Source organism: Halomonas sp. HP20-15 (assembly GCF_033446685.1).
Lineage (GTDB): Bacteria > Pseudomonadota > Gammaproteobacteria > Pseudomonadales > Halomonadaceae > Modicisalibacter.
Genome location: NZ_JAWQLY010000004.1, coordinates 266,184 through 279,647 on the forward strand (window position 1 = coordinate 266,184; position 13,464 = coordinate 279,647).

Here is a 13,464-nt window from a genome sequence, read left to right on the forward strand (position 1 = left end):
TGTTGTTTATTCTATTTGGCGATATATATCGCTGATACGTGACCGTCTGCCCGCGCATTTCAGGCGCTTTTGGCGGGATTGGGCAGGTCGCGGCCGATCAGCCACAGGCCGATGACGGGGCCGGGTAGCAACAGCCAGGCCAGCCACTCGTCCAGTAGCGGCCACAAGGGCACCAGCACGATCAGCGATATTACCGAGATGCCGAAGCCGATGGCGTTCTGCAGCGTCAGCCCGGTGCCCAGCAGGTGGCTCGGGCAGGCGCGCGCCGACAGCGCCGAGAAGTGCGCCGAGTCGACCACCGCCAGCGCGCTCCATAGGCCCAGGAATGCCACCAGCACGAAGGTCGGCGCGGCGGTGAGCCAGGGGTAAAGCAGGCAACAGCCGCCCGAACCGGCCAGCCCTAGCATGGCGACTCGCCGGCTGCCCAGCGTCTGGCTCAGCCAGCCGCCGAGCCAACAGCCCGGACCGCCGATGGCGATCAGCGCGAAGCTGCCCAGCGCCAGGCCGACCCGGGAGGCCCCCGGCCAGGCCTCGGCGAGCAGCAGCGGGATCAGCGCCCAGAGTGTGTAGAGCTCCCACATGTGGCCGAAATAACCACCGGCGGCGCGCCGGTAACCGGCGATCGTGAACACGCTGAGATCCAGCACCGGGCGTTTGCCAGGCGCCGTGGCCTTTGCGGCAGCCTTGGCGGCGCCCATCTCGGGCGCTTCGCCCAAGCGCCAGATCATCAACGCGGCGAGCAGCGCCAGGCCTGAGGCGCCCCAGACCCCGCTGGTCCAGGGCAGGCGAAAGGCGTCGAGCAGGCTCAGGCCATGCAGGGCGTGCGGCAGTGCGGTGCCGATGACCAGCATGCCGACCAGCCAGGCCAGCCCCAGCCCGGTGCGACCGGGGGCCCAGCCGACCATCAACTTCATGCCGATGGGGTAGATGCCGGCCAGGGCCATGCCGGTCAGCAGGCGCAGCCCCACCGCCGGCCACAGCCCGCCGGCCAGTGGCAGCAGGGCATTGGCTGCGGCGCCGAGCAGGCAGGCGGCGACGAACAGCCGGCTGGCATCGCGACGATCGGCCAGGCCGCTCAGCCCGATCGCCAGGGTGCCGAGCAGGAAGCCCACCTGGACCGCGCCGGTCAGCCAGCCGAGGTCGGTCGCGGCCAGCGACCAGGCCTGTTGCAGGTAGCCGATGACGGCGTTGGGGGTAAACCAGAGCGCGGTGCCGAACAGCTCGGCGATGGCGATGACGACGATAGGCATTGGGGACGCGGCGTCAGGCATGAATCGCCATTAGCGCATTTAGCGGCTAGCGCGTCGATGGCACCAAGGTCGCGCGGCGCACGGTTACGAAAACGCCCCGGCAGTGACCGGGGCGCTGTTGGAACGTCGCCTGTTTTGCTAGAGGCCCATCGCCGACGAGGTCGAGCGCCGCGGATCGGCGCCGCCATAGAACACGCCGTCGTCGATCATGATCGACTGAGCGGCACCCATCGCGTCCTGCTGACTGACGGTATGGCCGAGCGCTTCGAGCAGGGCGATGGTGTCGGGGCTGACGCCCTGCTCGATGCGGATTTCGTCGGGCAGCCATTGATGGTGAATGCGCGGCACGCTGACCGCGGTCTGGATGTTCATGTGATGATCGATGACGTTCATCAGCACCTGCAATGTGGTGGTGATGATTCGCGAGCCGCCGGGGCTGCCGGTAATCAGGAAGTTCTTGTCATCCTTCTTGACGATGGTCGGCGTCATCGACGAGAGCATCCGCTTGTTGGGCTCGACCTTGTTGGCCTCGCCGCCGATCAGGCCGTAGGCGTTGGGCACCCCAGGCTTGGCCGAGAAGTCGTCCATCTCGTTGTTGAGTAGGAAACCGGCGCCGTCGACGACGATGCCCGAGCCGTAGCTGAAGTTGATGGTGTAGGTGTTCGAGACCGCCAGCCCATCGCCGTCGGCGATCGAGAAGTGAGTGGTCTCGTTGGATTCGTAGGGCAGCGGGTTACCCGGCCCCAGGGTGTCGCTCGGCGTGGCGCTATCCATCGAGATCTGCTCGCGCAGTTCGTTGGCGTAGCCCTCGGAGGTCAGGCCTTCGAGCGGCACGTCGACGAAGTCGGTATCGCCCAGGTACTTGGAACGGTCGGCGTAGGCGCGCTTCATCGCCTCGGCCATCACATGGATGGTGCGCGCCGAGTTGAAGCCCATCGCGCCGATGTCATAGCCCTCGAGGATGTTGAGCATCTGCACGATATGCACGCCGCCGGAGGAGGGCGGGCTCATGGCATAGACGTCGTAGCCGCGGTAGTTGCCGTGGCTGGGTTCACGAATCGTCGGCTGGTAGTTGGCCAGGTCCTCGAGCGTCATCAGGCCATCGTGGCGCTGCATCTCGGCGGCGATCAGCTTGGCGGTCTCGCCTTCGTAGAACTCGCGTGGACCCTGCTCGGCGATGCGCTTGAGCGTGGCGGCCAGGTCCGGTTGACGGAAGATCTCGCCGACCTGGTAGGCGCTGCCGTCCTGCTTGAAGAACTTGGCGCGAGTGGCGTCCCATTTGGTCAGCCGCTCGCCGGCATCGCGCACGCCATCGACGAAGCGTTGCGGTACCGGAAAGCCCTGCTCGGCGAGCTCGATCGCCGGTGCCAGTGCTTCGGCCAGGCTCAGCGTGCCGTACTTGTCGAGCGCCAACGCCAGGCCGGCGACGGTGCCCGGCACGCCGGACGCGTTATGGGTATAGCGCGACAGCTCGGAAACCGCCTCGCCCGCCTCGTTCTGGAACATCGTTTCAAACGCCGCCGAGGGCGCCTTCTCGCGGTAATCGATGGCGATTACCTCGCCGCTCTTCTCGTCGGAGATCAGCATGAAGCCGCCACCGCCGATATTGCCCGAACGCGGCTGGGTAACGGCCAGCGCGAAGCCCGCCGTCACCGCGGCGTCGACGGCGTTGCCGCCTTGCGCGAGCACGTCCCGGGAGACTTGCGAGGCCAAAAAGTGACTGGTGGCGACCATCCCGCGTGTGCCGACTTCCGGATTGAAGCGTTCACCTTCGAGAATCGCCTCGGACTGGGCGCTGGCCGTCAGCGGCAGGCTGAACAGGACGCTGGTGGCCAGCAACACGATACCTCGTTGAAGGGCGCGTCTGCGGGCTTGCAGGCTTGGCAATATCCTCGCCATCGTCGGATCTCCTTGCGAGTGGTTTTTGTAATTGCTCAATTACTATTGACTGTGATCGCTCGCGGCGCAAACCGCCGCCCCTGTTAGGGCCCGATATGCGCTAGAATGACGGGCTTTCGGCGCGCTGCTTTCGCCAGGCTGCTTCCCCTATTTCGTGAATCAGAATTTCGTGAACCGGATCGACGAGCCATGCCCGACGTGAAACCCGACTTCAAGATCGCCCCCTCGATTCTCTCCGCCAACTTCGCCTGTCTCGGCCAGGAGGTCGACGACGTGCTGGCCGCCGGCGCCGATATCGTCCACTTCGACGTCATGGACAACCATTACGTGCCCAACCTGACCATCGGCCCGATGGTTTGCGAGGCGTTGCGCAAGCATGGCGTGACCGCGCCGATCGACGCCCACCTGATGGTCAAGCCGGTGGATCGGCTGATCGGCGACTTCATCGACGCCGGCGCGAGCTACATCACCTTCCACCCCGAGGCCTCCGAGCACATCGACCGCTCGCTGCAACTGATCCGCGACGGCGGCGCCAAGGCCGGCCTGGTGTTCAACCCGGCGACGCCGCTCTCCTATCTCGACTACGTGATGGACAAACTCGACATGATCCTGCTGATGAGCGTCAATCCCGGTTTCGGTGGGCAGTCGTTCATCCCCGGCACCCTCGACAAGTTGCGCGAAGCGCGTTCGCGCATCGCGGCCAGCGGCCGGCCGATCCGCCTGGAGATAGACGGTGGGGTCAAGGTCGACAACATCGCCGAGATCGCTCGCGCCGGCGCGGATACGTTCGTCGCCGGCTCGGCGATATTCGGCGCCCGCCGCGAGGACGATGCGCATCGCTACGACAGCGTGATCCAGGCCCTACGCGATGAACTGACCCGGGCGTGAGCGAGGCGAGGTGCGACGATACGCCAGTCTGGTATCTCTACGTCATCGAGACCGCCGGCGGAGCGCTGTACACCGGCATTACCACCGATGTCGAGCGACGCTTTCGCGAGCATTGCCACGGCAAGCGCGGGGCGCGGGCCTTGCGCGGCAAGGGCCCACTGACGCTGCGCCATTGCCGGGCGGTCGGCATTCGCAGCGAGGCGCTCAGGCTCGAGGCGTGGCTGAAGAAGCAACCGGTGGCGAAAAAGCGCGCCTGGCTCGAGCATTCATCGCAGGCGCTGAGTCACACGACGCCTGCCGAACCCACGACACGCCAAGGAGCCGACATGACGGGGCATCTCGAAGGCATACGCCTGGTGGCATTCGATCTCGACGGGACGTTGATCGATTCGGTTCCCGACCTGGCGCGGGCCGTGGATTGCGTGCTGGCCGCGCAGCAGTTGCCGCCCGCCGGCGAGGCCAAGGTGCGCGACTGGGTGGGCAACGGCGCGCGCAAGCTGGTCGAGCGCGCGCTGGCGGATGCGCTGGGCGCCGCCGAGGCGGCACGTCGGCTGGACGGCGCCCAGCGCGACTTTCTGGCGGCTTACGCCCAGGCGCCGTGCGTCGACACCACGCTCTACCCCGGCGCGCGCGAGGCGCTCGAACGGCTCAAGGCGCGCGGGATGCAACTGGCGTTGATCACCAACAAGCCCCACGCCTTCATTGCCCCGATTCTCGGCGCGCTAGGCCTCGAGGGGCTGTTCGACGTGACGCTGGGCGGCGACTCGCTGCCCGTCAAGAAACCCGATCCGGCGCCACTGCTGCATGCGGCCGAGATCCTGGGCGTGACGCCGCAGGCGTCGCTGATGGTCGGCGACTCGCGCCACGACATCGAAGCCGGACGGCGCGCCGGGTTTCGCACCCTGGCGGTCCCTTACGGCTACAATCATGGTGAAGCGGTAGCCGACGCCGGGCCGGACGGCCTGGTTGAATCGCTTATCGAACTCGTTTAGGGTGAAATCGGCTCGCTATAAGCGGTGCCAAATCAATAAGATTCGGCAATCAACGGACCCTCACCATGCTGAATACCCACCATGTTTCCAAGCGGATCGAGGCGCGTTGGCGCATACCGGCCAAGGGCCAGCGCCGCTGGCGATGGTGACGCCCCGCGGTGACTCACCGCCGACACCGTAACGCCATTCCGATCAACGCCTTGAAGGACATGCTGGGTATGATGACCGCCGCACGTTTCGACGAACTGGCTCAGGCCGGTTATAACCGCATTCCGGTGACCCGCGAGGTGCTGGCCGACCTCGATACACCGCTTTCCACCTACCTCAAGCTCGCCGACGCGCCCTGGACCTTCCTGCTCGAGTCGGTGCAGGGCGGCGAGAAGTGGGGTCGCTATTCGATCATCGGCCTGCCGTGCCGCGAGCGCATCGAAGTGCGTGGCCATCAGGTCCGGCACATCGCCAACGGCGAGCAACGGGGCATCAGCGAGGTGGACGATCCGCTGAGCTGGATCGAGGAGTTCCAGGCCCGCTTCAAGGTGCCGCGGCTCGACGACCAGCCGCGTTTCGACGGTGGCCTGGTGGGCTATTTCGGTTACGATACCATCCGCTATATCGAGCCGCGGCTGCGCGGCCCGCATGTGGAGGCCAAGCCCGACCCGATCGGCGTGCCCGATATCCTGCTGATGGTCTGCGACGAACTGGTGGTGTTCGATAACCTGTCGGGGCGTTTGACGCTGTGGACGCATGCCGATCCGGGCGAGGGCGATGCCTACCGGCGGGCCGTGCAGCGACTGGAGGCGCTGGAGGTGCAACTGCGCAGCGCGACGCTGAACAGCGTCAGTCCGGGAAGCGGGCGACCGGCGGTGGAGGAGGGCGACTTCACCTCGGGCTTCACCGAAGAGGGCTTCAAGGCCGCGGTGGAGAAGATCAAGGAGTACGTGCTGGCCGGCGATGTCATGCAGTGCGTGCCCTCGCAGCGCATGTCGATTCCCTATCAGGCGCCGCCGCTGGATCTGTATCGCGCCTTGCGCAGCCTGAATCCGTCGCCCTACATGTTCTTCTTCAACCTCGACGATCACCATGTGGTCGGTTCGTCGCCGGAGATTCTCACCCGGCTGGAGGAGGGCGAAGTCACGGTGCGGCCGATCGCCGGCACGCGCAAGCGTGGGCGTACCGAAGAGGAAGACCGCGCGCTCGAAGTCGACCTGCTGGCCGACCCCAAGGAGATCGCCGAGCACGTCATGCTGATCGATCTGGGGCGCAACGACATCGGCCGCATCAGCGAGACCGGCTCGGTGACGGTGACCGACAACATGGCGGTGGAGCGCTATTCCCACGTCATGCACATCGTTTCCCAGGTCACCGGGCGGCTGAAGCCGGGGATGAGCGCCATGGACGTGCTGCGCGCGACCTTCCCGGCGGGCACGCTGTCCGGCGCGCCGAAGATCAGGGCGCTCGAGATCATCGACGAGCTCGAGCCGGTCAAGCGGGGCGTCTACTCGGGCGCCGTGGGCTATCTGTCCTGGCACGGCAACATGGACACCGCGATCGCCATCCGCACCGCGGTGATCAAGGATGGCGAACTGCATGTTCAGGCGGGCGCCGGCATCGTCGCCGACTCGGTGCCCGAGCTCGAATGGCAGGAAACCCTCAACAAGGGCCGGGCGCTGTTCCGTGCCGTGGCGATGGCCGAGCGCGGTCTCGACAATCTGTAGTGCGCCGGCCGACCCTGGCCTTGCCGGTCGCGCGTACGACAGGGCGCAGTCGGCGTCTTGACAGGTTCGGCCCCCGACCGCAGTATTGGGCGCATGAATGCACTCGATCACATCGACTCTAGCAAGCAGTGGTGGCGCCTCTAGCGCGAGGCGGCACGCTTTGTCTGGGTACCTCAGATGCCGCCGTCAGGGCGGCATCGTTGTGTCTGAACCCTGCATGGCTGGCATGAGCACCTGGTCACGATCAATGACCCTCGGGTAACTACGCAATCGGAACACGCTTCGAAATGACTCAAGAGCCCAATGCCATGTCCGTGCTGATGATCGATAACTACGGCGGCACTATATAGCGCTGTGCATGTATGAATAGCCAGTATTGAAAGCCCCGCTCTATGCGGGGATTTCTGCATATCGGTCCATTGTTACCCATCGCTATTGGGACATGACCTGGGTAAGATCCTGGGTAACGGCTGTTCTGGACGGGGACAAAGGGGAGCGTTACCCAGGTGGCTATCTCAGATACCAAGGCGCGCAAGGCGCAGGCAGGCGAAAAGCCATACCGCATACCCGATGGCGAGGGGCTCTATCTCGATGTGCGCCCATCGGGCAAGAAGATCTGGCGCGTGCGCTATTTCCTGCAGGGCAAGGAGAAAACGTTCACCGCCGGGCAATATCCCACGGTCGGGTTAAAGGAGGCCCGTGCAGAGCGCGACTGGGTGAAGGCGACGGCCGCTCGCGGTCTGGATCCTGTCGAGGCCTACCGGTTGCAGCAGGAGGCCGAGCGCTCGGCTAGGGAAGATTCGTTCGCCACGATCGCGCTCGAATGGCTCGCCCGGCAGGAGCTGCACTGGACGCCGTACTATGCGGGGCAGGTCCGGAAGGGCGTCGAGGAGGAGATGATCCCTGCGTTCGGCGCCAAGCACATCGACAACGTGACCGCGGCGGACGTGCTCAAGCTGATGCGGAGTGTCGAAGAGCGCGGCGCGCCGACAGTGGCCATCCTGATTCGCCAGTGGGTAGGCTCCATCTATCAATATGCGGCCAGCACGCTGCGAGCCGAGCATGACCCCTCGGCCCCGCTACGGCGCGCGGTGAAGCGCCCGCCTATTCGCCATGCTCAGGCACTCACACCCGACCAACTGCGCACGCTGGCGCAAAGCATCCCCACGAAGGGCGGCTATCGCCTGACGCAGATCGCCATGGAGGTGCTGATGCGCACCATGTTGCGCACCGGGGAGATGCGCCAAGGGCGCTGGGATGAGATCCACTGGATGCGGGCCGAGTGGCACGTGCCCGCGGATAAGATGAAGCGCCGCCGGCCGCACGTCGTGCCGCTGACCACCCAGGTGGTGGCGCTGCTGCAGGAGCTGCACAAGATCTCAGGCGGCGGCGAGGTGATGTTTCCCGGCTTGCGGGACCCGCGTACGCCGATGGCCAAGACGACGATCAACGACCGGCTGCGCCGGATGGGCTGGGTCGGGATATTCACGGGGCATGGCTTTCGGGCGACGGCCTCGACGTTGCTCAACCAGCATGGCTGGCGCGGCGACGTGATCGAACGTCAGCTGGCGCACACCCCGGGCGACAAGGTGCGCGCCTCCTATAACCACGCCGACTATCTCGATGAACGCCGGCTGATGCTGCAATGGTGGAGCGATTACATAGACGCGCTCATACAGGAGCGAGCCGCGCCTCCTGTGCCTGGGCGTATGTCTGCATGATCCAGTTATCGACTTCCTCTTCAAGCCATCGGACCCCGCCAGTCGGCATCTTGCGGCCGGCGGGAAACTGCCGGCCCCTGATCAACTGGTAAACCTTGCTCTCGCTGTAGCCGACTCGCTCGGCCACATCCTTCATAGCTAGTAGCTGTGCCATCTCAATCTCCCGTATATCGCCGGCCGCCGGGGCCATGCCCGCGGCCGTCCCGCCATTGCTGTTCGTTCGCTGCCGTTGCATCCGCCGCCTGCCGTTCCCGTGCCGCCTGTAGTGCAGCGCGCACCTCGGGCAGGGCCATCGCCTGGCGCCGCTGCTCGAGCTCCTGCTGCTGGCGCTTGATGATGCCGGCAGCCACCTCGGCCAACTCCCAGCGATCGTCCGGCGTCTCGCCGTCGGAGCAGACCTTGCCCAGTCCGTAGCAGCCTCCGCACGGATAGCTCTTATTGCCCTTGATCTGGTCGGTACCGGTGCCCAGGCAGACCGGGCAGTCGTCGGTGGCGATCGGTCGCCAGTGCTGCCGCCAATCGTCGAGCGTCGTCGCGCTCTGCACGTCACGGCCGAGGTCGTGGTAGACCACCAGCGTCTGCCCCTCGAGCGGCCCGGTACCCGGCGTCTCGCAGACCAGGGCGAACCGGCCGCCCTGGGCGTGGGTGTGGGTGGGTTTCAATGCCCCTTCTCCTTCCGTTTCTGTCTGGCTGCCCGGGCAAACTCCCTGCTGGTCGACGTGCAACCGTTCGCGAAGTCCTCGGGAAGTAAAGGAGTGACGCAATGCGGGCAGGTCGGCGTCATGTTGCGTGTACGCCACACTCGGTCGAGTTCCTTGGTTGCTCTCATCCGGGCGGCAAACTGCTCGGACTCGCTCACCTCGCGCTCCCGGCGTTGCAAGCGCTTGATGTGCCCGTCCATCTGCTCTGCTATCAGCATGAGGGCATCAAACGCCTCGACCTCTGACTCGCAGTCCTCGCACCAGACCCGGCGCTCCTTTTGGTCGTAAACCATGTGCCGGTGACGGCAAGTGGTGCGAGGCCTGCGCGTCTCGCCCCGGGCCACACGAATGTCGCCTATATCCACGACCTTGAGCCCAAGCGTGTAGTCGCGCGGCTCGATAGGCTTGTCGCTCATGGTCACCTCTTATCGTCTGGCCCGGGCAGCAGCGGTGGCATTTGCCCGGATTGGTAGGAGCGTTCGACCTGCGGGAGCATCCAGCGGCCGACGGTGTCGCCGCCGGGCAGGACGATGTGGGCGAGGAACTCTTCCTCGAACATCGTGATGCCGGACTCGACCGCCTCGAGTTTGTCCTTGATGACCAGGGCGAGGGCCCGCCAGCGTTGCCGGCAGGCTTGCTCCCATGCCTTGGCGGCTTGGGCTGGCGCTCGCTCCCGCCCGGTGTCGGTGAGGGTGAAGGCCTCGTCGTTGCGGTCGGGCATGGCCAGGTCGAAGCGGATGCGGCGGCCGCGCATGCGGAAGGCCAGCACCGCGGTACCGGCGTCCCAGCCGTACATGAAGCCATCGGCCCCGTAGCGAGCCAGGGTCTGCTCGATCTCGGCGCGGCTACGCTCGCTCGAGACCGAGGTGTTTTCGGCGTATCGCGCCATGGTTTTCTCCTATGCCGCCATCTGGCGCTTTGCCCGGGCAACGTCGCCGAGGCGGTGGGTTGATACGATGCCGACGGTCGAGCGCATGAACAGCTCGTGGGCGTACCGGCGCTCTGCCTCGATGTCGATCGGCGCTCCTTTCGGAGCGAGCAGGCGCATCGAGCGCACGCCTTGGGTGTCGTACCGGTACCAGATGATGTGCGACCCGACGCCGGTCTCGCGGGCCAGCTCGTAGACGGTGGTGAGCCGCCCGGTTCGCGGGTCGACGATGGGTTCTGCGTTCATGTGGATGGGCTCCTATGCCTCAGCGACTGGCAGCAGCTCAGCGACCACCTCGCCGGTCTCGACGTAGTAGTGGTCACTGTCGCTGAGGTTGTTGATCAGGAATGCCTCGCGCTGGGCAGGTGTCAGCCGGCTGAGACTCCGCAGAAACTTCTCGCTGACCGGCTTGAAGCGGGGCGGCACGCCGGCCATCTGCGCCGCCGCGAGGTTGTGGTGGCCGTCGACCACCATCCGGTACCGCCGCCCACGCAGCTCGCATTCGTGGATCTTCACGGTGAAGACACGGAACGTCCGGGCCTTGTGCAGCACCTTGTTGCGATCGAGATGGCGCTGGCTGCTGATCAGCGGGGCGGCCTCGCTCCTCAGCCGCTCGATCTCTTCCAGCGCCTGGTGCCCCCGGGCTTCGCGCCCTGGCTCGAACTGCACATAGGCCTCGGCCACGTGGCCATGACCACAGCAGGCGTTCATAACGCCGGGCAGGGTGCCGAGGCAGGCATCGTGCCCTTCGGGCGTGCTGTGGCGATCACAGTGACCGCACGTCCGATCTCGCCACGTCTCGTCGGTGGGCTCTCGGGTGTCGCAGTAGACCCAGTGCTGGCGCAGCGCATCCCATTCGATGGCGTGGCCGCGCAAGTGGCTGGTTGCTGGCATGGGCTTCTCCTAAGCGGCGGCGGTGTCGGCTGGCGCAGGCATGAACTTGCGTTCGTGGGTGAAGTTGGCATCGACGATGGCGCGAGCCAGCGGCGGGCAGACGCTATTGCCGACCAGGCGGACCTGGGTGTACTTCGGCACGCGCTTGCCGTCGGCTTCGTCGAGCCGATAGTCGGCGGGGAAGCCTTGCGCCATGGCCAGTTCGTGGGGCTGGAGCATCCGCATGCCGATGTCGGTAATGACGTACTGCTCGCCCTCGATGGTCACGGTGACCAGCTGGAAGCGATCCTTGGTGGTGATCGTCGGGCACGGCTCGCGGAGGTCGCGCCCGGTCTCGCCGGACCCGGTGCCGTAGTAGGGCGCCAGGAAGGCGGCCACCGCTGCAGCGTGCGTGCCGCCAGCGCAGACGGTGGGCATCGGCTCGCGCAGATCCCGGCCCCCGCGCTCGCTGCCCTTGAGGTTGACCAGGTTGGCCGCCACCAGGGCGTTGTGATCCGTGGCGGTGATCGTCGGTACCGGCCGTCGCAGATCGTCGCCGACGACGCCGGTGAAGTGCTTGGCGAGGAATGCGGAGACCAGGGCATGCTTCTGGCCACCGGCAACCACGGTGCCGAGCGGGCGTTGCAGGTCAAGCGCTCGCGGCTCCTGGCCGGGAATCAGAACCGGGTCCTCTACAGCGCCGCACTTCACACATCCGCAGGTCGGCAGGTCGCCGCGATCATAAGTGAAGCCGCAGGGTACGCATCGCCAGCGATCGGGCCGCTTGCCATTGCCGGTCTGGACCATGGTTGCCGACACGATGCCGAGCGGCGCACAGCCACCCGGGTTGACGCCCGGCCGGGTGACGTTGGCGTTAGCCGTGATGGTGTGCATCGGCTCGTCTACGCGATGGCCGATGGCACCATTGCGGAACTTGGTGATATGCGGCACGACCAGCGCATGTCGGTTTTCACACGTCTGCGTGGCCAGTGGCCTTCCCAATGCTTGGCCGCGGAACTCTCCATTCTTGTCGCCGTAGTAGGTCACCAGGAACGGATCGGCCGCATCCACCACGTACCGCATGACGCCTTTGGCGATTCGCTTGAGCGTGTTCTCGGCCAGCGGCCGGTCGCGATCGAAGATGCTGGCGCAGGGGATTGACCAGTCGATGCACTCGGCGGCGGTGCGCCAGGCCTGCATCTTGCCGCGCTTCACGGCTGGCGCCTCGGGCGCGGCATGGGTCGGCTTGGGCCAGACGATCGGCAGGCCGTCGCGGCGGGCGATGAGGAACAGCCGGCGGCGGATTGTCGGCGCGCCGTAGTCGCAGGCGCGGAGCAATCGCCAGTCCGCCTGGTAGCCGTGCCGGTTCAGCGCTCGCACGAAGCCGCGAAAGGTCTGCCCCTTGCGTGCTGGGTCGGGTACCAGCTGGCCCTTGGCGTTCTTCACCAGCGGGCCCCAGTCCTGGAATTCCTCGACGTTCTCCAGAATGATCACCCGCGGTTTGACCCGGGCGGCCCAGCGCGCGGCGACCCAGGCCAGCCCGCGTACGCTCTTGCTCACCGGCCGGCCACCCTTGGCCTTGCTGTGATGCCGGCAGTCCGGCGAGAACCACGCCAGCCCCACCGGCATGCCCCGCGTCGCCTGCTCGGGGTCGATGTCCCACACGTCGGCAACCGAGTGCTCGCTGCCCGGGTGGTTGGCGGTGTGCACGGCGATAGCCGCAGCGTCGTGGTTGATGGCGAGATCGACGGGGCGGCCGAGGGCCTGCTCGATGCCCTCGCTGGCGCCGCCACCCCCGGCGAAGTTGTCGACGACCAGCTCGTGGCCGAACAGGTTGAGGTTGGTCATGCGGCAGCACTCCCAGACTCGACCCGCTTGAACTCGACGACCCACACCCAGGGGTTGGCCTCGTGAGCCATATCACCGTTGATGTCATTCCAGAGCTGGAAGTATTCATGGCGCGGGCAATTCATGGTGCGATGAGTGATCCCCTCGGCGAGAGCATCCGCCTTGCTGATTTCCTGCAGCCGCTCGACGCGCGCGCTGACGATCTCCAGCATGATGCGGCTGGCCCAGCGGGGCATGTGGATGGAGGGGCGCCAACGAGGGTCGTCCGGGCCGTCCTCTGAATAGGAGCGCTCCCATTCCTCGGCGAGCTCGTAGCTGGGGGCAGCGTGTGTCATGTCTGCGCTGTCGGCGCGATATATGACGGATACTTGCGGGCCATCGTCCGCATCGGCATTGTGGTAATAGCCGGCTGTCCATGCCTCTCGCACCCACAGCCGGTCACCGGGCTGGCCGTAAGGACACAAGTGGTAGTCGCCATTGTTGATCTCGCCAGCTATCTCGCAGGGTGCAAGTTCGCAGCCTGAGCCGTTGCGGTCTTTGGTCGGCTTCACTACCCGCCGCGTCTGCGTCTTCCTGCCGTCGAGTAGGGCGCGGACCATCTCGCCGTTCATCAGAATCGGACGTTCCTTCATGTTCCCCTCCGTCATTG

14 protein-coding genes are annotated in these 13,464 nt (G+C 65.9%); 4 read left to right on the forward strand and 10 right to left on the reverse strand.

Annotated elements, in window-relative coordinates; genetic code table 11:
• Positions 1 to 59: 59 nt before the first annotated feature.
• Together R6258_RS07625 and ggt are read right to left on the reverse strand one after the other, a co-directional pair.
• Positions 60 to 1,250, reverse strand: a complete 1,191-nt coding sequence (locus tag R6258_RS07625; protein WP_318449067.1) for an MFS transporter — start codon at positions 1,248 to 1,250, stop codon at positions 60 to 62.
• Positions 1,251 to 1,388: 138 nt separating this feature from the next.
• Positions 1,389 to 3,149: a gamma-glutamyltransferase gene (gene ggt / locus R6258_RS07630; RefSeq protein WP_318449068.1), complete on the reverse strand. Its 1,761-nt coding sequence runs from the start codon at positions 3,147 to 3,149 to the stop codon at positions 1,389 to 1,391.
• 189 nt (positions 3,150 to 3,338) lie between these two features.
• Here ggt and rpe point away from each other — a divergent pair, with 189 nt between their 5' ends.
• From rpe to R6258_RS07650, 4 genes are all read left to right on the forward strand, one after another.
• Positions 3,339 to 4,037 (forward strand): ribulose-phosphate 3-epimerase, encoded by a 699-nt coding sequence (gene rpe, locus R6258_RS07635; RefSeq protein ID WP_318449069.1) that lies wholly within the window; start codon positions 3,339 to 3,341, stop codon positions 4,035 to 4,037.
• Positions 4,034 to 5,029, forward strand: a complete 996-nt coding sequence (locus tag R6258_RS07640) for a phosphoglycolate phosphatase (RefSeq protein ID WP_318449070.1) — start codon at positions 4,034 to 4,036, stop codon at positions 5,027 to 5,029. The genes rpe and R6258_RS07640 overlap by 4 nt, the downstream gene beginning before the upstream one ends.
• A gap of 221 nt (positions 5,030 to 5,250) precedes the next feature.
• The gene (trpE, locus tag R6258_RS07645) at positions 5,251 to 6,744 is read left to right on the forward strand and encodes an anthranilate synthase component I (protein ID WP_412176365.1); all 1,494 of its coding nucleotides are present in this window, start codon (positions 5,251 to 5,253) and stop codon (positions 6,742 to 6,744) included.
• Between the two features lie 506 nt (positions 6,745 to 7,250).
• Positions 7,251 to 8,465 (forward strand): tyrosine-type recombinase/integrase, encoded by a 1,215-nt coding sequence (locus tag R6258_RS07650; protein ID WP_318449071.1) that lies wholly within the window; start codon positions 7,251 to 7,253, stop codon positions 8,463 to 8,465.
• Here R6258_RS07650 and R6258_RS18860 read toward each other — a convergent pair.
• From R6258_RS18860 to R6258_RS07685, 8 genes are read right to left on the reverse strand one after another with little or no spacing between them, the layout of a single operon-like run.
• Complete coding sequence (locus tag R6258_RS18860; RefSeq protein ID WP_412176362.1) at positions 8,416 to 8,700, reverse strand: helix-turn-helix transcriptional regulator; 285 nt, start codon at positions 8,698 to 8,700, stop codon at positions 8,416 to 8,418. The two genes, R6258_RS07650 and R6258_RS18860, sit on opposite strands and share 50 nt — an antisense overlap.
• Positions 8,621 to 9,127 carry a hypothetical protein gene (locus R6258_RS07655; RefSeq protein ID WP_318449072.1) on the reverse strand — a complete coding sequence of 169 codons (507 nt, stop codon included), beginning with the start codon at positions 9,125 to 9,127 and terminating at the stop codon, positions 8,621 to 8,623. Before R6258_RS07655 ends, R6258_RS18860 begins: the two co-directional genes overlap by 80 nt.
• Positions 9,124 to 9,582, reverse strand: a complete 459-nt coding sequence (locus tag R6258_RS07660; RefSeq protein ID WP_318449073.1) for a hypothetical protein — start codon at positions 9,580 to 9,582, stop codon at positions 9,124 to 9,126. Before R6258_RS07660 ends, R6258_RS07655 begins: the two co-directional genes overlap by 4 nt.
• Positions 9,583 to 9,584: 2 nt before the next feature.
• On the reverse strand, positions 9,585 to 10,055 hold the full coding sequence (locus R6258_RS07665; protein WP_318449074.1) for a hypothetical protein: 471 nt from the start codon (positions 10,053 to 10,055) through the stop codon (positions 9,585 to 9,587).
• A 9-nt stretch (positions 10,056 to 10,064) separates the two neighbouring features.
• Entirely contained in the window at positions 10,065 to 10,340 is a 276-nt protein-coding gene (locus tag R6258_RS07670) for a hypothetical protein (protein WP_318449075.1), read from the reverse strand.
• A 12-nt stretch (positions 10,341 to 10,352) separates the two neighbouring features.
• Positions 10,353 to 10,988 carry a hypothetical protein gene (locus tag R6258_RS07675; RefSeq protein WP_318449076.1) on the reverse strand — a complete coding sequence of 212 codons (636 nt, stop codon included), beginning with the start codon at positions 10,986 to 10,988 and terminating at the stop codon, positions 10,353 to 10,355.
• Positions 10,989 to 10,997: 9 nt separating this feature from the next.
• Entirely contained in the window at positions 10,998 to 12,815 is a 1,818-nt protein-coding gene (locus R6258_RS07680; RefSeq protein ID WP_318449077.1) for a DNA cytosine methyltransferase, read from the reverse strand.
• The gene (locus tag R6258_RS07685; RefSeq protein WP_318449078.1) at positions 12,812 to 13,447 is read right to left on the reverse strand and encodes a hypothetical protein; all 636 of its coding nucleotides are present in this window, start codon (positions 13,445 to 13,447) and stop codon (positions 12,812 to 12,814) included. The genes R6258_RS07680 and R6258_RS07685 overlap by 4 nt, the downstream gene beginning before the upstream one ends.
• Positions 13,448 to 13,464 lie beyond the last annotated feature (17 nt).

What these genes read in the sequence shown, in the direction of transcription:
- R6258_RS07625 (WP_318449067.1), bottom strand. Translation starts at nt 1,250, where the DNA reads ATGCCTATCGTCGTCATCGCCATCGCCGAGCTGTTCGGCACCGCGCTC.
- ggt (WP_318449068.1), bottom strand. Translation starts at nt 3,149, where the DNA reads ATGGCGAGGATATTGCCAAGCCTGCAAGCCCGCAGACGCGCCCTTCAA.
- rpe (WP_318449069.1), top strand. Translation starts at nt 3,339, where the DNA reads ATGCCCGACGTGAAACCCGACTTCAAGATCGCCCCCTCGATTCTCTCC.
- trpE (WP_412176365.1), top strand. Translation starts at nt 5,251, where the DNA reads ATGACCGCCGCACGTTTCGACGAACTGGCTCAGGCCGGTTATAACCGC.
- R6258_RS18860 (WP_412176362.1), bottom strand. Translation starts at nt 8,700, where the DNA reads ATGCAACGGCAGCGAACGAACAGCAATGGCGGGACGGCCGCGGGCATG.
- R6258_RS07660 (WP_318449073.1), bottom strand. Translation starts at nt 9,582, where the DNA reads ATGAGCGACAAGCCTATCGAGCCGCGCGACTACACGCTTGGGCTCAAG.
- R6258_RS07665 (WP_318449074.1), bottom strand. Translation starts at nt 10,055, where the DNA reads ATGGCGCGATACGCCGAAAACACCTCGGTCTCGAGCGAGCGTAGCCGC.
- R6258_RS07670 (WP_318449075.1), bottom strand. Translation starts at nt 10,340, where the DNA reads ATGAACGCAGAACCCATCGTCGACCCGCGAACCGGGCGGCTCACCACC.
- R6258_RS07675 (WP_318449076.1), bottom strand. Translation starts at nt 10,988, where the DNA reads ATGCCAGCAACCAGCCACTTGCGCGGCCACGCCATCGAATGGGATGCG.
- R6258_RS07680 (WP_318449077.1), bottom strand. Translation starts at nt 12,815, where the DNA reads ATGACCAACCTCAACCTGTTCGGCCACGAGCTGGTCGTCGACAACTTC.
- R6258_RS07685 (WP_318449078.1), bottom strand. Translation starts at nt 13,447, where the DNA reads ATGAAGGAACGTCCGATTCTGATGAACGGCGAGATGGTCCGCGCCCTA.